This is a genomic window from Moraxella osloensis (assembly GCF_001553955.1).
In the GTDB taxonomy this organism is placed as follows: Bacteria; Pseudomonadota; Gammaproteobacteria; order Pseudomonadales; family Moraxellaceae; genus Faucicola; species Faucicola osloensis.
Genome location: NZ_CP014234.1, coordinates 920,550 through 944,200, shown reverse-complemented (window position 1 = coordinate 944,200; position 23,651 = coordinate 920,550). Strand labels below are relative to the sequence as shown.

General features: G+C 44.6%; 23 protein-coding genes. 13 read left to right on the top strand and 10 right to left on the bottom strand.

Features of this window, described 5'->3' with window-relative positions; genetic code table 11:
* The first annotated feature begins 1 nt into the window (after position 1).
* Positions 2 to 913, top strand: coding sequence for a 4-hydroxybenzoate octaprenyltransferase (gene ubiA / locus AXE82_RS04100; RefSeq protein WP_062331782.1), 912 nt, complete (start codon positions 2 to 4; stop codon positions 911 to 913).
* A gap of 68 nt (positions 914 to 981) precedes the next feature.
* On the opposite strand, the gene purN is transcribed toward ubiA, so the two are convergent.
* Both purN and purM read right to left on the bottom strand, forming a co-directional pair.
* Positions 982 to 1,677: a phosphoribosylglycinamide formyltransferase gene (purN, locus tag AXE82_RS04095; protein WP_115304579.1), complete on the bottom strand. Its 696-nt coding sequence runs from the start codon at positions 1,675 to 1,677 to the stop codon at positions 982 to 984.
* 159 nt (positions 1,678 to 1,836) lie between these two features.
* Positions 1,837 to 2,883 carry a phosphoribosylformylglycinamidine cyclo-ligase gene (gene purM / locus AXE82_RS04090; RefSeq protein WP_062331775.1) on the bottom strand — a complete coding sequence of 349 codons (1,047 nt, stop codon included), beginning with the start codon at positions 2,881 to 2,883 and terminating at the stop codon, positions 1,837 to 1,839.
* 315 nt (positions 2,884 to 3,198) lie between these two features.
* Between purM and AXE82_RS04085 the strand changes: the two genes are divergently transcribed.
* Both AXE82_RS04085 and ttcA read left to right on the top strand, forming a co-directional pair.
* Entirely contained in the window at positions 3,199 to 4,425 is a 1,227-nt protein-coding gene (locus tag AXE82_RS04085) for an AI-2E family transporter (RefSeq protein WP_062331772.1), read from the top strand.
* Positions 4,426 to 4,809: 384 nt separating this feature from the next.
* Positions 4,810 to 5,946: a tRNA 2-thiocytidine(32) synthetase TtcA gene (gene ttcA, locus AXE82_RS04080; protein WP_197931472.1), complete on the top strand. Its 1,137-nt coding sequence runs from the start codon at positions 4,810 to 4,812 to the stop codon at positions 5,944 to 5,946.
* A gap of 241 nt (positions 5,947 to 6,187) precedes the next feature.
* On the opposite strand, the gene AXE82_RS04075 is transcribed toward ttcA, so the two are convergent.
* Positions 6,188 to 6,835 carry a DUF2799 domain-containing protein gene (locus AXE82_RS04075; protein WP_062331766.1) on the bottom strand — a complete coding sequence of 216 codons (648 nt, stop codon included), beginning with the start codon at positions 6,833 to 6,835 and terminating at the stop codon, positions 6,188 to 6,190.
* 252 nt (positions 6,836 to 7,087) lie between these two features.
* Between AXE82_RS04075 and AXE82_RS04070 the strand changes: the two genes are divergently transcribed.
* From AXE82_RS04070 to topA, 3 genes are read left to right on the top strand one after another with little or no spacing between them, the layout of a single operon-like run.
* Positions 7,088 to 7,843, top strand: coding sequence for a ParA family protein (locus AXE82_RS04070; RefSeq protein ID WP_062331763.1), 756 nt, complete (start codon positions 7,088 to 7,090; stop codon positions 7,841 to 7,843).
* 8 nt (positions 7,844 to 7,851) lie between these two features.
* The gene (locus AXE82_RS04065; RefSeq protein WP_062331760.1) at positions 7,852 to 8,352 is read left to right on the top strand and encodes a hypothetical protein; all 501 of its coding nucleotides are present in this window, start codon (positions 7,852 to 7,854) and stop codon (positions 8,350 to 8,352) included.
* Between the two features lie 47 nt (positions 8,353 to 8,399).
* Positions 8,400 to 11,165, top strand: a complete 2,766-nt coding sequence (topA, locus tag AXE82_RS04060; RefSeq protein WP_082741407.1) for a type I DNA topoisomerase — start codon at positions 8,400 to 8,402, stop codon at positions 11,163 to 11,165.
* Positions 11,166 to 11,222: 57 nt separating this feature from the next.
* On the opposite strand, the gene AXE82_RS04055 is transcribed toward topA, so the two are convergent.
* Positions 11,223 to 11,444, bottom strand: a complete 222-nt coding sequence (locus AXE82_RS04055) for a dodecin family protein (RefSeq protein ID WP_062331757.1) — start codon at positions 11,442 to 11,444, stop codon at positions 11,223 to 11,225.
* A gap of 233 nt (positions 11,445 to 11,677) precedes the next feature.
* Entirely contained in the window at positions 11,678 to 12,613 is a 936-nt protein-coding gene (hslO, locus tag AXE82_RS04050) for an Hsp33 family molecular chaperone HslO (protein ID WP_062331754.1), read from the bottom strand.
* A 357-nt stretch (positions 12,614 to 12,970) separates the two neighbouring features.
* On the opposite strand from hslO, the gene AXE82_RS04045 reads away from it, so the two are divergent.
* The 4 genes from AXE82_RS04045 to AXE82_RS04030 all read left to right on the top strand — a co-directional run bounded on the left by AXE82_RS04045 (position 12,971) and on the right by AXE82_RS04030 (position 16,450).
* The gene (locus tag AXE82_RS04045; RefSeq protein WP_062331752.1) at positions 12,971 to 14,038 is read left to right on the top strand and encodes a glutamate/aspartate ABC transporter substrate-binding protein; all 1,068 of its coding nucleotides are present in this window, start codon (positions 12,971 to 12,973) and stop codon (positions 14,036 to 14,038) included.
* A gap of 152 nt (positions 14,039 to 14,190) precedes the next feature.
* Positions 14,191 to 14,937 carry an amino acid ABC transporter permease gene (locus tag AXE82_RS04040; RefSeq protein WP_062331749.1) on the top strand — a complete coding sequence of 249 codons (747 nt, stop codon included), beginning with the start codon at positions 14,191 to 14,193 and terminating at the stop codon, positions 14,935 to 14,937.
* Positions 14,934 to 15,605, top strand: coding sequence for an ABC transporter permease subunit (locus tag AXE82_RS04035; protein WP_050324714.1), 672 nt, complete (start codon positions 14,934 to 14,936; stop codon positions 15,603 to 15,605). Before AXE82_RS04040 ends, AXE82_RS04035 begins: the two co-directional genes overlap by 4 nt.
* A gap of 116 nt (positions 15,606 to 15,721) precedes the next feature.
* Entirely contained in the window at positions 15,722 to 16,450 is a 729-nt protein-coding gene (locus tag AXE82_RS04030; protein ID WP_147285573.1) for an amino acid ABC transporter ATP-binding protein, read from the top strand.
* Positions 16,451 to 16,522: 72 nt separating this feature from the next.
* On the opposite strand, the gene AXE82_RS04025 is transcribed toward AXE82_RS04030, so the two are convergent.
* Both AXE82_RS04025 and AXE82_RS04020 read right to left on the bottom strand, forming a co-directional pair.
* Positions 16,523 to 17,881: a WS/DGAT/MGAT family O-acyltransferase gene (locus AXE82_RS04025; RefSeq protein ID WP_062331744.1), complete on the bottom strand. Its 1,359-nt coding sequence runs from the start codon at positions 17,879 to 17,881 to the stop codon at positions 16,523 to 16,525.
* Positions 17,882 to 17,908: 27 nt separating this feature from the next.
* Entirely contained in the window at positions 17,909 to 18,760 is an 852-nt protein-coding gene (locus tag AXE82_RS04020) for a thiazole synthase (protein ID WP_227713382.1), read from the bottom strand.
* A gap of 173 nt (positions 18,761 to 18,933) precedes the next feature.
* On the opposite strand from AXE82_RS04020, the gene gspE reads away from it, so the two are divergent.
* From gspE to AXE82_RS04005, 3 genes are read left to right on the top strand one after another with little or no spacing between them, the layout of a single operon-like run.
* Entirely contained in the window at positions 18,934 to 20,439 is a 1,506-nt protein-coding gene (gspE, locus tag AXE82_RS04015; RefSeq protein ID WP_172460486.1) for a type II secretion system ATPase GspE, read from the top strand.
* A 45-nt stretch (positions 20,440 to 20,484) separates the two neighbouring features.
* Positions 20,485 to 20,751, top strand: coding sequence for a BrnT family toxin (locus tag AXE82_RS04010; protein ID WP_062331741.1), 267 nt, complete (start codon positions 20,485 to 20,487; stop codon positions 20,749 to 20,751).
* Positions 20,741 to 20,941 carry a hypothetical protein gene (locus AXE82_RS04005; RefSeq protein WP_062331738.1) on the top strand — a complete coding sequence of 67 codons (201 nt, stop codon included), beginning with the start codon at positions 20,741 to 20,743 and terminating at the stop codon, positions 20,939 to 20,941. Before AXE82_RS04010 ends, AXE82_RS04005 begins: the two co-directional genes overlap by 11 nt.
* Before the next feature lie 10 nt (positions 20,942 to 20,951).
* Here AXE82_RS04005 and AXE82_RS04000 read toward each other — a convergent pair whose 3' ends face one another.
* The 3 genes from AXE82_RS04000 to AXE82_RS03990 form a co-directional block, all read right to left on the bottom strand.
* Positions 20,952 to 21,266 carry a hypothetical protein gene (locus tag AXE82_RS04000; protein WP_062331735.1) on the bottom strand — a complete coding sequence of 105 codons (315 nt, stop codon included), beginning with the start codon at positions 21,264 to 21,266 and terminating at the stop codon, positions 20,952 to 20,954.
* 4 nt (positions 21,267 to 21,270) lie between these two features.
* Positions 21,271 to 22,737 carry a tRNA (N6-isopentenyl adenosine(37)-C2)-methylthiotransferase MiaB gene (gene miaB / locus AXE82_RS03995; RefSeq protein ID WP_062331733.1) on the bottom strand — a complete coding sequence of 489 codons (1,467 nt, stop codon included), beginning with the start codon at positions 22,735 to 22,737 and terminating at the stop codon, positions 21,271 to 21,273.
* 73 nt (positions 22,738 to 22,810) lie between these two features.
* On the bottom strand, positions 22,811 to 23,572 hold the full coding sequence (locus AXE82_RS03990; protein WP_062331730.1) for a class I SAM-dependent methyltransferase: 762 nt from the start codon (positions 23,570 to 23,572) through the stop codon (positions 22,811 to 22,813).
* Positions 23,573 to 23,651: the final 79 nt, after the last annotated feature.

The following is a 23,651-nucleotide window of genomic DNA, read 5'->3' as shown; positions in this document are numbered from 1 at the left end:
TATGACTACACACACTCTGTCTTTTAAAGATAAGCTACAAGCCTATATTCACTTGACCCGATTTGATAAGCCTGTGGGCATTGAGCTGGTGTTTTGGTCGACTTTATGGGCGGTGTTTTTGGCGGCAAAAGGGTTTGAGCAATTCCCACCGTGGCATGTGGTGGCAATCTTTGCGGTGGGTGCGGTGTTGATGCGAGCGGCAGGCTGCGCCATCAATGACTTTGCTGACAGAAAAGTCGATGGGCATGTGTCGCGAACCAAAGGTAGACCGCTGGCGGATGGTCGCTTGACGGGTAAAGAAGCGGTTTGGACGTTTTTAATTTTATCTTGGGTGAGTGCAGCACTGTTGGTATTTTTGCCCGTGCAGGTTTTTATGTGGTCATTTGGTGCGGTGGCGCTGGCGTTTATCTATCCGTTTATGAAACGCTTCACCCATTTGCCGCAACTGTTTTTGGCGGCGGCTTTTGGTTGGGCGATTCCGATGGCGTATGTTGCGGTATCGCAAGTATTAACGGGGCAGACCGAGGTTGATATTTGGTGTTGGCTGCTGTTTGTCGGCTATATGTGCTGGACGGTGGCGTATGATACCCAATATGCGATGGCAGATCGTGAGGATGATTTAAAAATTGGGGTCAAATCCACCGCGATTTTATTTGGTAAATATGATGTGTTGATAATTAGCCTCCTTCAAGGGGTGTTTTTGCTCAGTTTGGCGGGCGTGTTTTGGCATTATTTTGGCGCGCTTTCAGTATTGGCGCTGCTACCTATCGTTGCCATGTTTTATCGACAAAATAAACAATGTCTCACCTATGACCGTAAGCTTTGCTTTAACGCATTTTTAGATAACGTGTGGGTAGGGCGCTATGTATTTTTGCTAATCGTGATATTGAGTGTATCCACGCTTCGAGGGTAAACTGTAATAAACATAAAAATGCCTAAATTTGATTGTAGGCGTTTTTTTTGACTATAACTATAATCTGACTACAGCCATAACTTAATAGGCAAATTGAGTCCAAGGCGGTTGGTGAGTTGGTTATTGTTAAGCGACACAATCCGCTCAGCAAATAATCCCACCACCATAGGCAGCAATTGGTGCTCCATCGCATGAACGCGCTGCTGTAATTGGCTAGCATTTTCAGCGGCGTTGACGCAGGTCACCGCTTGGGCGATGACTTCCCCTGCATCGAGTTCGCTCGTTACCAGATGCACGCTGCAACCATGATAGCGCTCGCCTGATTGTAGCACGCGTGTATGGGTATCTAAGCCTTTATAATTGGGTAGCAGTGATGGGTGCAGATTTATCATCGGCACGTTTAAACCATCCTTGCTGGTCACCCCATCAATAAACAGCGGCGTTAAAATCCGCATAAATCCTGCCAATACCACCAAATCAGGTTGCCATTCATTTAACACAGCAAGGGCTTTTTGCTCAAAACCGACACGGGTATATTTTTTGCCATTATCGTCACGCTCAATCACCGCGGTTGCAATATTGGCTTGCTGCTGCTCATTGGCAAGGCGAATGCGCTCAAGTGCGTAGGCATCGGCTTTATTACTAATCACGCCCACGATTTGAATGTTCAATAGTTGCTGTAGCTGCTTATCAATTAATACTTGCAGGTTACTGCCACTACCAGAGACGAGGACGGCAATTTTTAACGGGGTAGGGTTTGTCATGTTCAACTTCATAAGGATAGCAACGCAATAGGTTGGAAAAACTAAGGTGCGTAAAAACGCACCTTTTAAACTAGCTTAATGGTAAATTAGCTTAATCGTAAACTAGCTTAAGGGTAAATTAGCCCAATAATAAAATACCCTAATGACTCGCTGATAAAATTAGCGATAGGTTACCGCATCAGCTGTTCTTTCAACGATTTGACCCAATTTCCATGCGGTTTCGCCTTGTTCATTGAGTAAGTCAATGGCTTGGTCTGCTTTATCTGCCGGCACCACGACGACAAAACCCACGCCGCAGTTAAAGGTACGGTACATTTCCATCTGCTCGATATGACCTTTTTGCTGAAGCCATTGGAACACAGGCGGGAATGTCCAAGAACTTACATCAATTTGCGCCGCCAAATGGTCGGGTAATACGCGTGGTATGTTCTCCGTCAAGCCGCCACCGGTGATATGCGCCATCGCATGCAAGCTTGCGTTGCCCAAGGTTTTTTGCAGTTGTCCAATGGCTTTGACATAGATTTTTGTCGGTGCCATTAACACGTCTTTTAATGCTTTGCCGTCTAATTGTTCAGTAGCAACATCGGCACCGCTGACTTCAATGACTTTACGCACCAGTGAGTAACCATTTGAATGCACGCCGCTAGAGGCGATACCGATTAACACATCACTGTTGGCAACGTTTTTACCCGTGATAACTTCCGACTCTTCAACGACGCCCACACAAAATCCTGCCAAATCATAGTCGTCATCTTGGTACATCCCTGGCATTTCAGCCGTCTCGCCACCGATGAGCGCACAATTTGCCAATTTACAACCCTCACCAATACCGCTGATAACCGTTGCTGCGGTATCGACGTCCAGTTTTCCTGTGGCATAATAATCCAAGAAAAATAATGGCTCGGCGCCACAGACTAGCAGGTCATTGACACACATCGCTACCAAGTCTTGACCAATGGTGTCGTGCTGCTGCAGTTGTAAAGCCAGTTTGAGTTTGGTACCGACACCATCAGTCCCTGAGACCAATAAAGGGGATTTATAGCCTTGCGGAATACGGCACAAGGCGCCAAATCCACCCAAACCACCGACGACTTCAGAGCGGCTAGTTGCTTTGGCAACTGATTTAATGCGCTGAACTAACGCTTCGCCAGCATCGATATCGACGCCAGCATCTTTATAACTTAACGAAGTGGGTTGTGTAGTCATGGTCTTCCTATCGCCAGAATCATTGGGAAAAGTAATACGCGCATTATACCCAAATTCCCATCAAAAAGAAAAATAATCCATCGTTTTGCTAGCTGGCTAATATTAGGCTGTTTATCGTTCATAACGCCTTCTAGCCCCACAAATGTGATAGGGCGTTATAACATAGCTTTAAATATTTGTATGAGTTGTGCAGTTTGCGCTATCTATTTTTGTCAAATTACCTAAAATTAGTCAAAAATACAACGATGGCAGTGACCGTCTTTTATTTGACATTACCCTTATATTTTTGGCGTATTTGGCTTTTTTGAGGAACCTATGTATAACCCATCCCCTTATCAATTTACGAAAGATGTGTTTTTCAAACGGGTATTTATATCGCTGTTTTTGGTTGCAATAGGCTATATCATTTATCAATTACAATCAGTGATTTTGCCATTTTTGGTGGCATTTATTTTATCGTATGCGATTAATCCGCTGGTGCAAAAATTACAGGATAAGGCGCACATTCGCCGCTGGGTGGCGATTTTGCTGGTATATTTGTCCACTGCGCTGATGATTGGATTGATACTCTGGTGGCTCATTCCACTGGTGTGGGAGCAGTTACAATCGGCATGGAAGTATGTACCGACGGCAATTGATTATTATAACAATACGTTTCGAAGCTGGGTGCGTTCTCACACGCCCATACGCTTACCTGCCATGCAAGTACGTGATATGTCAAAAGGCTTGGTCGATTTTCTCAAAGAAAACTACAATATCACCGATGTGCGCTCATTTTTTACTAATTTAATTTTATCAGGCATGAGTGTAATCAACGTGGCGGGCATTGTGGTACTGGTGCCGATTTTGATGTTTTATTTTTTATATAATTGGGATGAGCGCTTGATAAAAATCCGTCATATGATTCCCAACCGTTATATTCCATCGGTCTATCGTATCGCTAAAGAATGTGATGAAGCGTTGATGTCATTTATCAAAGGTCAGATCCTGGTGATGGTGCTGCTCGGTATGGTGTATGCGGTGCAACTGCAACTCATTGGACTTAAAGTCGGTCTTATCATCGGTATGATGGCGGGTATCGCAAGTTTTGTGCCGTATCTTGGCTTTACCCTTGGCTTTATTGCGGCGATTATTGCAGGGCTATTTCAATTTGGCGTGGACTGGGTACATTTAGTGCTAATTGTCGGTGCTTTTATGGTAGGGCAGGCGGTGGAAGGTTATATTTTGCAGCCGTTGTTGTTGGGTGATAAAATTGGTCTATCTCCGCTGTGGGTGATGTTTGCGGTCCTTGCAGGGGCATCACTGGCAGGTATTGCAGGTATGCTGATTGCTTTGCCGCTCGCGGCTGTACTCAAGGTGCTATTCCAACATGCGTATGACAGTTACCGTGAGACTGAGTTTTATAAAGGCGATGCCCAGTATAGTTTGTTTAAAGAAGAAAATTTGATGGATGTCAAATTAGAGCAACAACAAAAACAAATCGCCGAAAAAATTGAAAAAGCCAACACCAGTTGGATAGCGCGGATAAAAAATATCTTCTAAAACAGCAAGCTGTCATTCAAATGACTACAAGCGCGTAATTTTGCCGTATAATAGCTGACTATCTGATAAGCGTTTCCTATCTGATAAGCGTTTCTTATCCGATAGGCGGCTATAGATACGCTCAATCAAGAGATACGCTCAATCAAGCATTTATTGTGAGGGGGTTGGTCTGCCTGACGTTAAATGCTTTTTTATTTGCAATTTTTCCAATAAATAAATGACGCGTCGTTGATATGCGATAGCGTCCTCATAGGTTTATTTATTGGTTTATCATCAGTTAGGTATCTTATGCAATCAAACAATTCTGTAAACCCAGCGGCAACCATGTCTGCCGCTGAATTAAATCCCCAATTATCAGCCCAACTATTAGATAGTGACGTAGACATGCTTGATGATAATGATTGGGATGATGACGCGTCAGACAATGATGCTTTAGACAATGAAGCGTTAAACGAAGCGTCAAACAATAAAGCGCAGCAGACCTTGGGCAATGCCAAAGGTAACAGCCAAGGCGATGACATCAAATCCGCGCGTTTTCGCAAGCTACAAAAAAAATTACGTAAGCTGGTCTCTTGGGCGATTCGTGACTACAACATGATTGAAGACGGTGATGTGGTCATGGTGTGTATTTCAGGCGGTAAAGACAGTTTTACCTTACTGGATATTTTATTGTTCTTAAAGAAAATAGCACCGATTCAGTTTGATGTGATTGCCGTCAATCTTGACCAAAAGCAACCTGACTATCCTGAAGATATTTTGCCCAACTATCTGACCAAGCATGGCATTCCGTATTATATTTTAGAAAAAGACACCTATAGCGTGGTCAAGCAAATCGTACCAGAAGGTAAAACTTACTGTTCTGCGTGTTCACGTCTGCGCCGTGGTTCGTTATATGGATTTGCCAAACAAATCGGTGCAACCAAAGTGGCACTCGGTCATCACCGTGATGATATCATGGCGACGTTTTTCTTAAATTTATTTCATGGCGGTAGTCTCAAAGCCATGCCACCAAAACTGCTATCGGATGATGGGCAAAATATTTTGATTCGTCCGCTTGCGTATGTGGAAGAAAAAGACATTATCAAATATGCCAATTATAAGCAGTTTCCGATTATTCCTTGTAACCTGTGCGGCAGCCAAGAAAACCTACAACGGGCGATGATTAATGACATGCTGCGCGCATGGGACCAACAATACCCGAATCGCTTGGATTCGATATTTGGCGCGATGCAAAATGTCGCACCGTCACAGCTCGCTGACCGTGAGTTATTTGACTTTGAAAATTTGCAGTTACAGCGTGATGAGCATATCCGTGTATTTGAAGGGGAAAACATCCAAGCGGGGCAGATTGATGAGCAGCTGCAGCAAAAAGGGGTGCCGATTGCCCCAAGCGTGCAAACCTTTGACCCCACCCAGTTTCAGAAAAACAAAGGGTCTCAAAAACCCAAAGCGCCTCAAAAATCCAATGCCAGTCAAAACACTGAGAGCCAAAAAATACCGACAATCAATCCTTTGGTTTGATAACTAGGCGGGTCAAGCACACGGCTATTTTGGCTGCTGTAATGGGTTAAGCTATTGATTTAATAAGCTACTGGTTTAATAAAAAACTTCGGTTAAAAACACCCGAACTTCTTTTTTAGTTTTAACCTGTAAATTATTGTCATCACGCATCGGGTTCCATCGTTCAATGAGATTGTGCAACGAGATTTCAAAACAAAATTTCACGATAAGTTCGTCCCGTTGTTTTTTATTTTAGCCGCGATTATTTTTTTGACCCTATGTTTGCATCATTGCTAGGGGTAACGGGGCGAGGCGCTACAGGTTGGCTTGATTTAGGCTGATGGGTATCGCTGTATTTTGGGTGGCGGTTGTTAGGTGCAATGCGGGGATGATACGGACGTGACCACACCCCTGAACCACCGTAACCAAAACGACTACCGTAGAAGGGTGAGCCCCAAAATGGATCGGTGTTGTACCACAGTTGATTTAGCCTTTGCTCACGTTGGTAGTTGAGATAACCTTCGTCATGCGCTTTTAATAAATCAAGCGTCATCGATTGTGGGCATACATCATTGTAGTCGTAGCCCTCACGGCCAAGCTGGTAAGCGCGTAGCGGCGTGCAATAACGTTTTAACCCTTCTTCACGACCTTGTCGCCACTGTTGCTGGTCAGGCACGGTATTGGCTTTAGCGCATTGCTTGATATGCTTTTGAATATAATCTTGACTGCGACCCAGTAAACCGTCTTGATAACCAATCGCTTGCCAATTGCTTTGTTGGCACTGAGTGGGTGTTAATCCGCCGCCTAAGGTAGCACAACCTGCCATCGAGGCAGTGACAGCAAACAGCCCAAGCATTTTTTTTGAGGTGGTTGCTAGGTGATAGGTCTCTATGAATGAAAGCATCGTCATGGTGGTGCCTTTGAGGTTTACGTGAGGTTTACGGTCGCTATTAGTCAGTCAAAAACTGGCTAAACCGATTAAACCGTTAATGAATTGATATTTTTTAATTTAGCAGATTATTTATATAAAAGCATTTATCAATGGTTAAAATTTTGTTAGGCTACTTAATACAACCAAATGAATAGCGTCAAATTAACAGGGTCAAATTTTTGAGTTAATGTGGTGATATTGCATTAATTTTTTATCAACAGGGTGAGGGTCATGCAAAAAATTTTAATCGCCAATCAAAAAGGGGGATGTGGTAAAACCTCGATTGCGGTGAGTCTAGCGGCGGCATTGGCAAACCAAGGCAAAACAGTGGCATTGGCAGATGCAGACCCCCAAAAATCAAGCCTACAGTGGCTAAAAATGCGCCCAGCGGACGTACCTGCTATTATCGGTATTGACTGGCGCGATAGCAATGATATCGGTGATATCCCAAAAACCTTGGGTAAAAACGACTGGCTGATTATTGATGCCCCAGGTGCGTTATCAGGCACTAAAGCCGAGCAGCTGATTGCCGAATGCAAGGCGATTTTAATTCCTGTTTTGCCCGCTTTTTTTGATATTGACAGTACCAAACGCTTTTTAAAAAGCCTAGAAGACATTAAGCGTATCCGCAAAGGTAAAGTCGATATTTATCTAGTTGCCAATCGCGTGCGTAGTCAATTGATGCAGGACAATGAGCCGACCGAAAAACTGATGGCGTATTTTGCTGATATTGGGCAGCAGCCCCTGGCTTGGCTATCTGAGCGTAGTATTTATCAAGCCTTGGCAGAGCGTGGCTTGACGATTTTTGATAAAAGCCAAAAACCGTATCGCGACATTCAAGCCCAGTGGCAGCCGATTATGGATATGTTAGCTTCCGAGCCGCAGCCGACTGACAAAATTGACGCCAAATCCGAAAACAAAGCTGACACCAAAACTGAAGCAAAAACGTCATCTAAAAAATCCAAAAATAGCAGCTGGTACGAGTAATATAATCAATGGGAATATGGATAGCCATCGCCATCGGGGTGTTTATTGTCGGTAGTATCATGGGGTTAAAACCCTCTGCTCGCGAGACCATGCGTGATAATCTGCGCATGGCAGCCAGACGCGTGGGCGTGCAGCCAAAACTGGTCGCATGCCCTGATTGGATTATCGGCGATACAGGCGAACGCGGTAAAGGCATGATGGCGCAATACGGCGTGGTGATTGAAGACGCAAAGATGCGCCCCTGTGATTATCAAGTGATTGAGGGCAAATGGCGACCCTTTACCGGGCATTATCCCGCCAATTTTGCGCTTGATAATCGGGCGGTGGATTTACCGGCATCCATCGCAAGAGCCGTTAAAGGTTTAAGCTGTAAAGCCAATTTTGTGTGTATTTATTGGCAAGAAAATAGCCAACTGGGCATGAAATCAGAACTTGAAACCACCGAAAAAGACCTAATCATGTTAAAAAGTAAATTGCATGATTATGCCAAATTGGTGCAGAATAACTAACTTTTCGTATTTTAACTTACCCTTTTTAATGATTTTGTGAACCCAACATGAGTAAAACACCGACAGCGAGAAAGTCAACCAAAACCACGGATACGGCTGATACAAAAGCAGACACCCAGTCGGCTGAAAGAGCTGCCGAAAAAGCCGCCGCGCCCAAATCAAAAGCATCAAAAGCATCAAAAACAGCGCCTAAAACGTCGGGGCAAGGCAAAGCCTTGGTGATTGTAGAATCTCCTGCCAAAGCCAAAACCATCAATAAGTATCTGGGAAATGATTTTATCGTCCGCTCTAGTGTGGGGCATGTACGTGATTTACCTGTGTCGGGTTCTGGCGGAGCAAAAACCGACGATAAGTCGGATACCAAACTCACCAAAGAGCAAAAAGCGCAGCAAGCCTTGGTACGGCGTATGGGGATTGACCCCGAGCACGACTGGGTGGCACATTATGAAATTCTACCCAGCAAAGTTAAAGTCATTAAAGAATTAAAATCCCTTGCCAAAGACGCCAAAGAAATTTATCTTGCAACCGACTTGGATAGAGAAGGGGAGGCGATTGCCTGGCATCTCAAAGAAGTCATCGGTGGCAGTGATGACAAATACAGCCGCGTGGTATTTAACGAAATCACCAAAAACGCGATTCAAAATGCCTTTAAAAGCCCCACCAAGCTCAACTATGACCGTGTCAACGCGCAGCAAGCCAGGCGATTTTTGGACCGTGTCGTCGGCTTCATGGTATCGCCATTGCTATGGCAAAAAGTAGCGCGCGGACTGTCGGCAGGGCGAGTACAATCTGTCGCCACGCGTCTAGTGGTGGAGCGTGAACGTGAAATTCGCGCTTTTACCCCAGTGGAATATTGGGAAATCCACAGCAATACCCACAGCCAGCAAGCCAAACAAGAGACCATTCGCCTAGAAGCGGTAAAAAAATCGGGCAAAACCCTTGAGCTAAAAAACGAAGCACAGACCCATGCCGTCGTTGCATTGCTTGAACAATCAGATTTTATCGTAGCGGATCGGGAAGAAAAACCCACCCAATCAAAACCCCCTGCACCCTTTATCACCTCGACACTGCAACAAGCCGCCAGTACTCGCCTTGGTTTTCCAGTCAAAAAAACCATGATGCTGGCTCAGCGCCTGTATGAAGCCGGTCATATCACCTATATGCGAACCGACAGTACCTTTTTGTCAGCGGATGCACTCACCAGTGTACGCGGTTTTATTGACAAGCAATACGGCGCAAAATATGTCCCAAAATCGCCCAATGTGTATGGCAACAAGCAAAACGCCCAAGAAGCGCACGAAGCCATTCGCCCCTCAGACGTACTTGTACAATCTGCCTCGCTAAAAGACATGGAGCGCGATGCCCAGCGTTTATATGAGCTGATTTGGCGCCAGTTCGTGGCGTGTCAGATGCCACCTGCGCAGTACCAATCCATGACGTTGATTGTCAATGCCGGTGAGATTGAGCTTAGAGCCAAAGGTCGCGTGATGACCTTTGATGGGTATACCAAAGTACAGCCCCCTGCCAAAAATGAAGACAACCTATTACCTGATGTAAAAATCGGGGAAAAACTGGTGGTTGATAGTATCGAGCCTACCCAACATTTTACCAAGCCACCGGCTCGCTATACTGAAGCAAGCCTAGTCAAAGAATTGGAAAAACGTGGGATTGGTCGTCCGTCCACCTATGCTGCTATCATCTCAACCATTCAAGAACGGGGTTATGTCAAGGTAGAAAATAAACGTTTATTCGCCGAAAAAATGGGTGATATCGTCACCGACAGATTGGTCAACAGCTTTCCGCATTTGATGGATTATGCTTTTACCGCAGGGCTGGAAGAAAACCTAGATGCAGTCGCTGAAGGTCAGCAAAACTGGAAAAAAGTGCTGGATGATTTTTATGGCGATTTTAAAGCCAAGTTAGAGCGTGCCAAAGACGAAGACGGCATGAAGCCCAATGACCCAACCGATGTCCCAGATATTCATTGTGACCTATGTCAGCGCCCAATGCAGATCCGTACCGGCTCTACAGGGGTATTTTTGGGTTGTACCGGCTATAATTTACCCCCCAAAGAGCGTTGTAAAGGCACCAAAAACTTGATGCCTGTAGAAGCCTTTCATAGCCAAACCAGTAAAGAGAGCCAAAATCTCGGTGAGGACGACGCGAACAATAACGACGAAATCCAAGCGCTACTTGAAAAAAAACGCTGCCCGAAATGCCATACCGCGATGGATGGGTACATCGTCGATGGCGGGTTAAAACTTCATGTCTGTGGTAACAATCCTGACTGTGATGGCTATCTATTAGAAAAAGGCGTCTTTGAAACTGCAGGCAATGATGATATGCCTACCATACCCTGTGATAAATGCGATGGGCAAATGGTGCTCAAAACTGGGCGTTTTGGTGCCTATTTTGCCTGTCAGCAGTGCGATAATACCCGTAAAGTGCTCAAAAATGGCGATGCAGCGCCGCCACGCATGACCGCAATCCCTATGCCAGACCTCAAGTCACAAAAATTTGATGACCATTATATTTTGCGTGAGGGGGCAGCAGGGTTGTTCTTGGCGGCGTCAAAATTTCCCAAAGTGCGGGAAACTCGCCCACCAAAACTGTCAGAATTACGCGCGATAAAAGACCAGTTGGAAGATAAATTTCAGTATTTATTTACCGCGCCAGATACCGACAATGAGGGCAATCCTACGATTTTGCGTTGGAGTCGTAAAAATGCCGAGCAATATATCGGCTCAGAAAAAGACGGCAAAGCGACTAAATTTGCCTTGGTTTATCGTAAAGGCAAATGGGTGGAAGAATAATGGCAACCAACAAAAAACCCTAGCATAGGCTAGGGTTTTTATGGATAAATGAAATCTTTATTTTAAATCAGTGCTGTCATCTTCAATGACAAAGCTAACAATCATCATCACGTTATAGCTAGTGATATTACCATCGCTAATGCGTACTTTTTGCTCTTTAATCCAAGCACCTTCAACGTTATTAACCGTTTTGTTGACTTGTGCAATCCCTTTTTTGATGGCATCTTCAAAGCTTACCGTTGAGCTGCTACTAATTTCAATATTTTTTGCCACTGACATAACGATATCCTTATTTTCTATTGTATTATTTTCCTAATTAATTTTTTAGTCTAAAACTTATCAAGTTTAATTTAACTTATCTAACCTGATGCTTATAACTTATCAAAAATGTAGAAAAAACACCAAAGTTTACTTGTAACTTTGGTATGGATTTTGGCTACTACATCGACTAGAAGCGTAACCAATGTTACGCAATTTTAAATGATGTAAAGGTAGCTATATAAGCCATTAAATTAAGCAAAAATTTGGTTAATGGCGTTTTTATCAAAGTAATATACATGCGCGCAGAAACCACAATCTAACGCCAATTCACCCCCATGCTCATTAGCGATTTCTAAGGCAGCTGGTTTGCCCAACTGAAAAATTGCCGATTCACTTTTTTGCTGTGAGCAGGTACAAGCAAAGGTCAACGGCATAGGCTCAGCCGTCACCACATCTTCTTCATGATACAAGCGATATAAAATCTCATCGGCTGGCAAGGTGGTTAATTCTTCAGCTTTTAACGTTTTGGTTAGGATTTTTAAGCGGGGGAACAAATCATTGTCCACTGCCTCAACCTCTTCTTCTGTGGTACGTGGTAGCAACTGTAGCAAGATACCGCCCGCTTGCTCACCATCACAAGCCAAGTTGATTAAGGTAGGAATCTGTACGGATTGCTGCTGATAGTGTGCCAAACAATCCGCTAAGTTATCCGCCACACGCTCAACAATGCCTTGATAGCCTTCTGCTTGTGTGCCATACGTGGCATCAGGCTGGATATTAATAAATACCACCCCTTCACCGACTTTACCAAGTTTGGCAAAGGCATCATTCGCCGTTTGCGCAGATTGCCACGTGCCTGTCCACTCTGCAAGACCGCGGATGTGACCTTGGTGGTCGCACTCTGCCATCGCCCAAGTTAAGCTGTCCTGTTCAGGGTCAGTGGCTGCGCCTGAATTTTGCAATTGAATGGATAGACGACCTTCGATTTTTAAGGTGCCAATCAGCAAGCTTGCCGCAACCAACATTTCCCCAAGTAGTTTTTGCAGGGCAACTGGGTAATTTTTTTGCTGCAATATCGTCTGCAGGCTGTCTTTGATGCGTACCACGTCACCGCGTACGGGGCTTTTCTCAAAATAAAAACGTTGGCGCATATCAAAATCATGAAGTGCTTGAGTCGCTGTTGTCATAAATAACCTATCTTAAGTGAATTTTAATCAATTTATTGAGCTATAAATGGGGATAAAATAGAAAATAGCAAAAAAATTGTCGGGTAAGAAAAAAATATTTTTTGTAAATCTATTGTCACAACACAGACAAGTAAATTACTATAAACACACATTTTAAATCTTTTGAGTATCCTAAACTATTTTTTATCAGTCTTTGTGCAAAGTTTTGCCAGATTTTAATGGGTGCGATGAGGGATAATAAAGGACAGGGAAGGATAAACACAAAGAGATGGGGGGAGTCTTTTCACTCGATTTGGCATTGACAGCCACACAGCGAAAAGATTAACTAAGAACGTATCATACGACAAGGATCATAGGATGATTTTAATCTCTAAAAAGCCAATCGCCTTAGCAACCGTTGCTATTATGGCATTAGGTCTTGCAGGTTGTAACAAAGCCAGCGACAACAAAGCGGCAGGGACTGAAGGAAGCCAGCCAGCGGCAGCAGCTACTGGTGAAAAAACGCTCGATAAAATTAAAAAATCAGGGGAAATCGTACTGGGTTACCGTGATTCCTCAATTCCATTTTCTTATATCGCAGGTACGCCAAACCAACCTGTGGGTTATGCCCATGACCTACAATTAAAAATTGTTGATGCAGTCAAAAAACAACTGAATATGCCAGACCTTAAAGTGCGTTACAACCTCGTAACCTCACAGACCCGTATCCCATTGGTACAAAATGGTACGGTTGACTTAGAGTGTGGTTCAACCACTAACAATGAAGAGCGCCAAAAACAAGTGGCTTTCTCAAACGGTTTCTTTCAGATTAGTACTCGCTTATTAACCGCTAAAGATTCGGGTATCAAAGATTTTGCGGATTTAAAAGGCAAAACCTTAGTGACTACCGCAGGTACTACCTCTGAGCGTCTTATCAAAAAACTCAACGATGACAAAAAAATGGGCATTAAAATCGTTTCTGCCAAAGACCACGGCGAATCTTTCTTGATGTTAGAAAGCGGTCGTGCGGCAGCCTTCATGATGGATGACGTACTGCTCGCGGGTGAAAAAGCCAAAGCCAAAGATCCCGATAAATGGGTCATTGTTGGTACCCCACAATCGTATGAAATTTACGGCTGTATGATGCGTAAAGGCGATAGTGAATTCAAAAAAGTAGTCGATGATGCGTTGGTTGCGACTTATGCATCAGGTGAAATTAACGACATCTATAAAAAATGGTTCATGTCACCGATTCCACCAAAAAACATCAACTTGAACTTCCCAATGTCTGACAACTTAAAAGCCTTGTTCGCAAACCCACATGACCGCCCGCAACCAAAACACGTCGCTAATGCAGCTGCATCTGCTACCGTCAACGCCGTAGCAACGGGCGCTAGTAATGTGGCATCTGCAAGCAATGCAATTGCCAGTGCAGCAAAACCCTAGTTTGATGAGTTGAGTTTGATGAGATAACAACAAACTAGGTTAGGAAGGTTTACTATACAACATAAAACTGACGTCATCACCTATCAATTGTGGTTGCGTCAGTTTTAGTTTTTGGGTAAATCAATTTGCTAGACAGGATTTTGGGGGTGGCAATGAATTATAGTTGGAATTGGGGCGTGTTGCTGCAACCAACAGGCGTAGGCAACGAAGTCTACTGGCAGTGGCTATTGACAGGCTTTAAATGGCTGTTGGTCATTGGCGGCAGTGGGTGGCTGATTGCCTTAATTATCGGTACGATTTTAGGTATTATGCGTACTTTACCAAACAAAACTGCCAGAGCGATTGGTACGGCTTATGTGAGTTTTTTTCGTAACATTCCGTTATTAATACAGTTATTCTTTTGGTTTTATGTGGCACCTACTTGGCTGACACCTGCCTTACAAAAATGGTGGTTTCAGGAGTTGGACCCAAATACCTCGGCGGTGATTTCGGCAAGTATAGGTCTTGGGTTATTTACAGCTGCGCGCATCGCTGAGCAAGTGCGTACGGGCATTGAATCGTTGCCAAAAGGGCAAATCAATGCTGCCTATGCGCTCGGGTTTACCTTGCCACAGACGTATCGCCATATCGTCTTGCCACAGGCGTTTCGGGTGATTCTGCCACCCATGAGCTCTGAGCTTACCAACTGTTTTAAGAATGCCTCGGTCGCTTCATTGGTCGGGGTCACTGAGCTGATTAGCCAAACCAAAACTATCAGTGAATATACCCAAAACAATATCGAAGTGTATACCTTTACCACGATTATTTATTTATTGTTTAATTTGGTGTTGATTTATTTTATGACTTGGCTTGAGAAAAAATTACGCATCAAAGGTCAAATCGATGGGGGTGGCGCATGAATATGATGGAATTACAAGCCGCAATGCCAGGGTTGATGGGTGGCTTATGGATCACCTTCAAAGTGTTGTTTTTAGCTATCATTGGCGGTTTGGCGCTGGGTACGATTTTAGCCTTGATGCGGTTGTCAGGGATAAAAATTTTAGCCGTGCCTGCCAAGCTGTATGTCAACTTTTTCCGTTCAGTGCCGCTGCTACTGGTATTGCTTTGGTTTTATTTTGCTGTACCGATGGTGTATAACTTGGTGACGGGCACGTATTTGACGTTGGATACGGCGTTTACTTCGTGCGTGGTGGCATTTATGGTGTTTGAAGCGGCGTATTTTTCTGAGATTGTACGTGCGGGTATCCAGTCGATTGGCAAAGGACAGGTCAATGCTGCTAAAGCCTTAGGTATGACTTATGGTCAGACCATGCGCTTTATTATTTTGCCACAAGCGTTTCGCAAGATGTTTCCGCTACTTCTACAGCAGTCGATTATTTTGTTCCAAGATACCACCTTGGTGTTTGCGATTGGCTTGGTGGATTTCTTCCGAGCCTCGTACGTGCGCGGTGACTTGATGGGGTTATTAACCCCCTATATCTTGCTGGCAGGGGCGTTTTATTTTGTGGTCAGTCTAACCGCATCGACCGCTGTCAACCACCTACGCAAACGCTTTCGCATGGCTTAATCAATATTGAATAAAGGAATAATAACATGTCAGTAGTTACTAAAATTGATGAAACCACCTGGCTCAACGAATTTGGTGGCTTGGTATCAAACAGTGGACACGCCAGTCCCGATATCATGATTGATGTCAACAAAATCAGTAAATGGTATGGCGACTTTCAAGTATTGACCGACTGTACCGCGCATGTGCACAAAGGCGATGTGACCGTCATCTGTGGTCCATCAGGTAGCGGTAAATCAACTTTAATCAAAACCGTCAATGGGCTTGAAGCCTTTCAACAAGGTGAAATCTTGATTGATGGCATATCGGTCGGCGCCAAAGAAACCGACTTGCCAAAACTACGTAGCCGTGTAGGGATGGTATTTCAGCATTTTGAACTGTTTCCACATTTATCCATCTTAGAAAACTTGACCTTGGCACAAATCAAAGTACTGGGTCGTAGTCAGTCTGAAGCGCAGAAAAAAGGCTTGGGTTATCTTGACCGCGTGGGCTTGTCAGCACATGCCAAAAAATATCCTGCTGAGTTGTCAGGGGGTCAGCAGCAACGGGTAGCAATTGCGCGTGCGCTTAGTATGGACCCGATTGCAATGCTATTTGATGAGCCAACTTCCGCGCTTGACCCTGAGATGATTCAAGAGGTACTTGAGGTGATGATTGAGCTTGCTAATGAGGGTATGACCATGATGTGTGTGACGCACGAAATGGGCTTTGCGCGCCAAGTCGCCAACCGTATTATCTTTATGGATCAAGGTCATATCGTTGAAAACTGTAGCCGTGAAGAATTCTTTGCCGGTGCGCGTAGCGAGCGTGCGAAAGATTTCTTGTCAAAAATCTTAAATCACTGAAGATAAGATAAAGTTTATTTCATTAAAAAACGGCAGTCATTGCCGTTTTTTGTTATAAAAGTTTGGCACAGCTTAGTTCCTCATGAGCGATTCAAACTGCCTAATTTCCTCTTCCATATAAGTGAGTAATCGTTGGCTATGGGGCAATATTTGGCTACAGGTGACGATACAAAACTCGATTTTATCCACGTAAGTACACAAGGTGATATTCATCGCTTGGTCATTGAGCACAATCGAGACAGGATACAGCGCCTGCAGTTTTGCCCCTTGCCAATACAATGGCTGATGCGAGCCTGGTACATTTGAGATAATCAAGTTAAAACCGCGATAATCGGGAAACAGACCCGTAAGTACCTGCAACCCTGCACGGCTATAAGCAATCCCACTATAAATAATCGACGAGGCTTGCTTCATCCGTGAAAAGCGTTTTTTACTATTTTTGGTGCTGCCATTAATCGTCTTTAACCGTGCAACAGGGTCGGCAAGGTGAGTGGCAAGATTGGCTAAAATAAAGGTAATTTGATTGCCAACGTGTTGGCTTGCGCTATCGTTGTCATCACGCAGGGATAAGGGTACAAAAGCAATCAAAGGTTTTTTGGGTAAGCCATTGATGTCGAGCAAATAACGGCGTAACGCGCCCGAACAAATCGCCAAAATCACATCATTGACGGTCACAGCGTAATGTTTGGCGATGGTTTGAAAACGAATAAGCTCATAAGATTGCGCAGAGATACGCCGTGAGCTTGATACCGGTTGGTTGAGGGGACTATCTGGCGCTTGGGTGGTGGTAATGTAGTCTTTGTGAAATCGCTCTACCACATTTTTAGCTAAGGCTTTGATGGCGGGTGGGATAGCCAGCGCTTGCTCTTTGACGACACGCAGAATGGATTTATCTTCTGGTATCAAAGCATCGAGTTGGTGACGATGACGGGTCATTAGCGACCAAATTGGCAAGCTAATCCGCTCGATTGGCGATTCTGATAGCGATTTTTTGACCAAACGGATCGCCGCTATCCCATCGACCATAGAATGATGAATCTTAAAATACAACGCGAAACGATTGCCTTCAATCCCCTCGATGATGTGACATTCCCACATCGGTTTGGCACGATTGAGTAATTTGCTATGCTCTTGGGACACATAAGTCAATAGCTCACGGATACGTGCTGGTTTTGGCAAGGCGATATGGCGAAAATGATGGTCGACTTCAAAGTTTTCATCGGTTTTCCACCATGCTAGATGATATAACACTTGGTTAAACGGAAAACTCGGCGGCGTTTTTTGCGTGACCATTTGCTGCACCAAATCACTGACAAAAGTATCACTTGCGCCATCGGGAATCTCAAACAAGAACAGCCCACCAATGTGCATCGGCTGATTGCGATTTTCAAGTAAGATAAATAACTGGTCAATGGCGGTGAGCAGACGCATGGGATGTCCTTATCAATCAATAAAAAATTAGCGGAAAAAATAGCCAGTCTGTGGCGAACTAGCTTGTGCCATATAACGTGCTGGCATACGACCTGCCAAGAAGGCTTCACGTCCAGCCATTACCGCATGTTTCATGGCAGACGCCATTAATACAGGGTTTTGCGCATGGGCAATCGCGGTGTTCATCAGCACACCATCACAGCCCAATTCCAAGGCAATAGCGGCATCACTGGCGGTACCCACACCTGCATCCACCAAAACAGGCACTTGGGTCTGCTCAATGATTAGACTTAAGGTATGACGGTTGAGCAATCCTAGACCTGAGCCAATCAAACTGCCCAATGGCATAATCGCCACACAGCCCATGCTCTCTAGTTCTTTGGCAACAATTGGGTCATCTGAGGTGTACACCATCACATCAAAGCCATCATCAATCAAGGTTTTAGCGGCTTTCACGGTTTCGATGACATTAGGATACAAGTTTTTTTCATCGCCCAATACTTCAAGTTTGACAAGGTTGTGCCCATCCAACAATTCACGCGCTAACTGACAGGTACGAACGGCGCTAGCCGCGTCAAAACAGCCAGCGGTGTTGGGCAGAATGGTGTATTTTTCGGGAGAAATCACATCGAGTAGATTGGGTTCATCTTTTTTCTGCCCGATATTCACGCGGCGAATGGCGACAGTGACGATTTGGGCGCCACTGGCAGCGATGGCTTCGCCTGTTTGTGCCAAATCTGTATATTTGCCAGTACCGACAAGCAAACGAGAGGTAAACGTGCGCGAACCGATGTGTAGCGGGTCGTTTGCGGTTATCAGCGTATTTTGGCTTGAAGAATTTTGGGCTGCAAGATTTTGAGTTAAAGTGGTTTGGGTCATTGTCATCCCTTTTTAGAGTTTGATTGTCATGGTTATCAATCAGTAAAAAATGCTTTAGTATAACAAAATATAGCTTGTCTCAGGGTCTTTTTGTGCGCCTTGGTAGGATTTGTCTTGTTGATAAGCTACAATGGAACGCATCTTTTCTTGGCTTATTTCATTCGATAATCCCTATGCTAAATCCGATTGCCTTGCCCTATAGTTTTGCCAAACGTCATCAACTGCTGCTGCAATACTCGCAAGATTTGACTGCCCCGCCGACGTTATTGATGACGGCGGATACCCCTATGGAAGCCATCAACGAAGCCAACCGTTTTGCCAGTCAAGCAGGGGTGCCACTGCCATTTACTTTTGCCATGGCACAAAGTGACGATTTTGAAAAGCAGTTAGCCGCGGTCTATGCAGGCAACACTGGGGAATCTCAGCATATTGCCGCTGGGCTTGAAGACCATCCCGATTTGATGAGTCTGGCTGACAGTGTCCCTGAGACGGAAGACTTGATGGACCAAGAAGATGACGCGCCCATCATTCGGCTGATTAATGCGCTACTGTCTGAAGCCATCCGCCTAAACGCCTCAGATATTCACATCGAAACCTTTGAAAAACGGCTATCGGTGCGCTTTCGGGTGGATGGGATACTCAAAGAAATCGTCAGTCCAAAACGGGAACTGTCACCGCTACTGGTATCGCGTATCAAGGTGATGGCAAAAATGGATATCGCTGAAAAACGGGTGCCGCAAGATGGACGCATCTCATTACGTCTGGCTGGGCGAGAGGTGGATGTGCGGGTATCGACCTTGCCATCAAATTTTGGTGAGCGTGTGGTGATGCGGCTCTTGGATAAACAAGCGGGTCGGTTAAATATGACCTATTTGGGGTTGTCAGACAATGATTATAGCGAGCTTAAACGCTTAATCCATCGCCCGCATGGCATTATTCTTGTCACAGGTCCGACAGGTTCGGGCAAAACCACGACGCTGTACGCGGCGTTGACGGATTTGAACGATAACACCCGTAATATTTTGACCGCTGAAGACCCGATTGAATTTCAGCTAGATGGTATTGGGCAAACCCAAGTCAATAATAAAGTGGATATGACCTTTGCCCGTAGTTTGCGAGCCATGCTACGCCAAGACCCTGACGTGGTGATGGTGGGGGAGATTCGCGATTTAGAGACCGCAGAAATTGCGGTGCAAGCGTCACTCACAGGTCACTTGGTACTCTCAACCCTGCATACCAACACCGCGATTGGTGCGGTGACGCGGCTGCAAGATATGGGGGTTGAGCCGTTTTTGCTGTCATCGAGCCTCATTGGCGTGGTGGCACAGCGACTAGTGCGCACCTTGTGTCCGCATTGCCATACATGGACGCTTGCCGATGCCTATCAAACGCAGATTTTTACTGAAATAGGCGAAGTCGGAGAGATTAAACTGCCAAAACCTGTGGGCTGCGAGAAGTGCAATCAATCAGGATTTCGAGGACGTACCGCGATTTATGAAGTGGTGCCTGTCGATGACAAACTGCGACAACTGATTCATAGTCAAACAGCCGAATTTGAGTTAGAAGCGTATGCGCGCAGCAAAACACCATCCATTCGCGCCGATGGACTCAAAAAAGTATTGGCAGGCAAAACCACACTAGAAGAAGTGTTACGGGTGACAAAAGAAAAAGAGATGTGATATATTTTTCTAGTGTGAATGAAAAAATGAATGTAGGTCGCTAAATTGATACAAATAACTTTTGACCAAAATAAAGCTGAGAGTAATAAAATCAAACATGGTGTAAGTTTTGATGAAGCAAAAATTGCATTACTTGACTCCAATGCGCTAGTACGTGAAGATTTTGACCACGATGAACCAAGATTTGTATTATTAGGCATGGCAAATCGCTTATTAGTTGTTGTCTATTGTTATGTGGATAATGATGATATGATTCGGTTAATATCTGCACGAAAAGCAACCAAAAACGAGGAAAACCAATATGCAAACTGAATACGATTTCTCAAATGCTCAAAGAGCGACACAAATTCCCCATCTTAATCGGTTGCGAGAACAACAGCATTTGCTAGACGAAGATGTGAGTGATTGGCTTGTAACCCAAGATGATGATACTAAAAAACATATCAGTGAAATGATTCGCCAAGTCATGGCAATTAAAATTCACACACAATCTACTGTTTAAATGATGTGTTTTAATCACTGATGCAATGAATAACTTGCGTTTTTTCAATTGACAAACGAATAAAGTGTTCGATTTTCTGACAGTGAGTGATAGATTGCTTACGGTTATTTTTCGCAAAATAGTCTGCCAAATTCTTTAATTCAACGACCAGTGATTTAGCAACATTCGGATAAATCACTGGGTCATTATAAAAGTTATCTAGTAGCCAAGGAAGCGTTGTAAAGTTAGTGTTACCTTCGGCTAAACGTAAAATACGTTCGTCCTCATGCGAAATTTGACAATTGATTTGCCCATTGTCACAATCAAACCACATGTCAAATGCCATTATCTTAACCCAACACTTCCATCAACTCACCTTCCACCAAATGCGGACTCATGGCACGCGTGACTTTCACCATCACCAGTTTACCAATCAACGCGTCATCGCCTTTGAACAATACCGTTCGCGTATTATCTGCCGTTCCCATCAAAAATTCAGGATTGCGGTCGCCATGTTGCTCCACCAGCACACGCACGATTTGACCCACCATGCCTTGGGTTTTTGCCCAGGTTGAGTCAATAATCACTTGCTGAAACGCCGCCAAACGGGCTTTTTTGGTTGCTATATCGATATTGTCGGGCAAGTCTGACGCAGGCGTACCAGGGCGCTTGGAATAAATAAAGCTATATGAATGGTCAAAATCCAAATCTTTGGCAAGATTGAGTGTGTCTTGGAAATCTTGGTCAGTTTCATTGGGAAAACCGATAATAAAATCGCTTGATAAATACATATCAGGGCGCACCGCGCGCAGTTTGCGGATTTGCTCAACGTAGATATCAATGGTGTGGTTACGTTTCATGGCGGCTAGGATAGCATTGGAGCCACTTTGCACAGGTAGATGCAGGTGAGATACTAGTTTTGGTATTTTGGCATACGCTTCAATGATATCATCGCTAAATTCCAGTGGGTGGCTGGTGGTAAAGCGAATGCGCTCAATGCCGTCAACGTGTGCCACATAATGTAATAACTCACTAAAACGGCAAATCGTACCATCGTGTTTTTCGCCGCGGTAGCCATTGACGTTTTGCCCCAATAGCGTTACTTCACGTACCCCTTGGCTGGCAAGGCTGTCAATCTCGGCAAGTACGTCATCGAGTGGGCGCGAGATTTCTTCGCCGCGGGTGTAGGGCACCACGCAAAATGAGCAGTATTTTGAGCAGCCTTCCATGATAGACACAAACGCCTTAAACCCTTCTACTTTGGGCTCGGGTAAAAAGTCAAATTTTTCAATGCTTGGGAAAGACACATCGACGACGCCGATACGGTTTTTGGGTTTGACATCCAGCTGTTTGGTAGATTGGTCATACAGTTCTGGCAGGCGATGCAGGGTTTGCGGTCCAAACACCATATCGACATGCGGGGCACGGCTTTGGATTTTATCGCCTTCTTGTGACGCCACGCAGCCACCGACACCGATGACCAAATTCGGGTTTTTCTCTTTAAGTTTTTTCCAGCGTCCGAGTTCAGAAAATACTTTTTCTTGCGCTTTTTCACGAATCGAGCAGGTATTCATGAGCAGCACATCGGCTTCTTCAGGATTGTCCGTCAGTATCATCCCATGCGAATCGCCTAGCACATCTGCCATTTTTTCAGAGTCGTACACATTCATCTGACAGCCTTGGGTCTCGATAAACACGCGTTTGACACGAGCATCCGCTGGCGGCATGGTGGGTTCAACACTCGCCGCTAGCGTTGGCGTTACCAAATTTTGAGTTTTGGAAATCTGGGCTTTTGGGTCAAAAGTAGCAACTGTCATGACTACACCTAAATGTTTCGCCTAAAATAAACCCTCAATTATAACAGATTTTTTTGGCAAGATGCGGTAGTGATTATTTTGACAGCACTAAATAAATGACATCGGTGCTAAAATTGCCAGCCTCATCTATCTCAAAATATTGTCTAACAGACGCGGCACAATTTTTTTGTAAGGCGCGAATCACTTGTATGCTGGTATCAGGGGTATGCATACGGGCGACCCAACTGTCAAAATTTAACGCCAGTTTTTGCATCTCGACAGTCGCCACGCAAAAGCCGGTGATTTGTGCAAAATACAACCACTCGGCAAGACTATAATCTTTGACATGACTGGGATCGCGGATGGTTTCAATGGTCTGTAAAAAATTATTGAGCACGGGGTTGCTATTGCCCAACACATCGACAATCACCACTTTGCCATCGTCAGCTAGGGCGCGATGCATCTCAAACAGTGCTTGTGGTACATTTTGCCAATGGTGCGCAGAATAACGCGTGATAATGGCATCAAATTGGTGGTCGGCAAAGGGTAATTTTTCTGCCGTACCGATTTGCGTGGTAATATTGGTTAGGCCGCGTGCTTTGGCTTGGCTGGCGACAACTTCGGTCATCGTAGGGGTAATGTCATAAGCAATCACTGATGTGGCAACAGGCGCTACCTGATAACTGACGTGCCCACCGCCACAGCCCAAATCTAATATATGCGCAAGCTTGTGCGCCTCAATCAACTGCTTTATTTTGTCGAACTCAGCGCCTTGCGCATGGACAGCGCTATGGAGATAGTTGTGGGATTTGTCTTGGTACTGTTGAATATTTAGGGTGTGTTGGGTATGTGTCATGGCTTATCGCATTTATTGGTCGCTAATAATAGACTTATCATAAGCCAAATAATTGATAATTTATAGTTAATTAAATTTA

What these genes read in the sequence shown, in the direction of transcription:
- AXE82_RS04035 (WP_050324714.1), top strand. Translation starts at nt 14,934, where the DNA reads ATGAATATGATGGAATTACAAGCCGCAATGCCAGGGTTGATGGGTGGC.
- purN (WP_115304579.1), bottom strand. Translation starts at nt 1,677, where the DNA reads ATGACAAACCCTACCCCGTTAAAAATTGCCGTCCTCGTCTCTGGTAGT.
- miaB (WP_062331733.1), bottom strand. Translation starts at nt 22,737, where the DNA reads ATGACAGTTGCTACTTTTGACCCAAAAGCCCAGATTTCCAAAACTCAA.
- AXE82_RS04085 (WP_062331772.1), top strand. Translation starts at nt 3,199, where the DNA reads ATGTATAACCCATCCCCTTATCAATTTACGAAAGATGTGTTTTTCAAA.
- gspE (WP_172460486.1), top strand. Translation starts at nt 18,934, where the DNA reads ATGCTAAATCCGATTGCCTTGCCCTATAGTTTTGCCAAACGTCATCAA.
- AXE82_RS04055 (WP_062331757.1), bottom strand. Translation starts at nt 11,444, where the DNA reads ATGTCAGTGGCAAAAAATATTGAAATTAGTAGCAGCTCAACGGTAAGC.
- AXE82_RS04030 (WP_147285573.1), top strand. Translation starts at nt 15,722, where the DNA reads ATGATTGATGTCAACAAAATCAGTAAATGGTATGGCGACTTTCAAGTA.
- topA (WP_082741407.1), top strand. Translation starts at nt 8,400, where the DNA reads ATGAGTAAAACACCGACAGCGAGAAAGTCAACCAAAACCACGGATACG.
- AXE82_RS04045 (WP_062331752.1), top strand. Translation starts at nt 12,971, where the DNA reads ATGATTTTAATCTCTAAAAAGCCAATCGCCTTAGCAACCGTTGCTATT.
- purM (WP_062331775.1), bottom strand. Translation starts at nt 2,883, where the DNA reads ATGACTACACAACCCACTTCGTTAAGTTATAAAGATGCTGGCGTCGAT.
- AXE82_RS04025 (WP_062331744.1), bottom strand. Translation starts at nt 17,881, where the DNA reads ATGCGTCTGCTCACCGCCATTGACCAGTTATTTATCTTACTTGAAAAT.
- ubiA (WP_062331782.1), top strand. Translation starts at nt 2, where the DNA reads ATGACTACACACACTCTGTCTTTTAAAGATAAGCTACAAGCCTATATT.
- AXE82_RS04065 (WP_062331760.1), top strand. Translation starts at nt 7,852, where the DNA reads ATGGGAATATGGATAGCCATCGCCATCGGGGTGTTTATTGTCGGTAGT.
- AXE82_RS04005 (WP_062331738.1), top strand. Translation starts at nt 20,741, where the DNA reads ATGCAAACTGAATACGATTTCTCAAATGCTCAAAGAGCGACACAAATT.
- AXE82_RS04000 (WP_062331735.1), bottom strand. Translation starts at nt 21,266, where the DNA reads ATGGCATTTGACATGTGGTTTGATTGTGACAATGGGCAAATCAATTGT.
- AXE82_RS04070 (WP_062331763.1), top strand. Translation starts at nt 7,088, where the DNA reads ATGCAAAAAATTTTAATCGCCAATCAAAAAGGGGGATGTGGTAAAACC.
- AXE82_RS03990 (WP_062331730.1), bottom strand. Translation starts at nt 23,572, where the DNA reads ATGACACATACCCAACACACCCTAAATATTCAACAGTACCAAGACAAA.
- AXE82_RS04075 (WP_062331766.1), bottom strand. Translation starts at nt 6,835, where the DNA reads ATGACGATGCTTTCATTCATAGAGACCTATCACCTAGCAACCACCTCA.
- ttcA (WP_197931472.1), top strand. Translation starts at nt 4,810, where the DNA reads ATGCTTGATGATAATGATTGGGATGATGACGCGTCAGACAATGATGCT.
- AXE82_RS04040 (WP_062331749.1), top strand. Translation starts at nt 14,191, where the DNA reads ATGAATTATAGTTGGAATTGGGGCGTGTTGCTGCAACCAACAGGCGTA.
- AXE82_RS04020 (WP_227713382.1), bottom strand. Translation starts at nt 18,760, where the DNA reads ATGACCCAAACCACTTTAACTCAAAATCTTGCAGCCCAAAATTCTTCA.
- hslO (WP_062331754.1), bottom strand. Translation starts at nt 12,613, where the DNA reads ATGACAACAGCGACTCAAGCACTTCATGATTTTGATATGCGCCAACGT.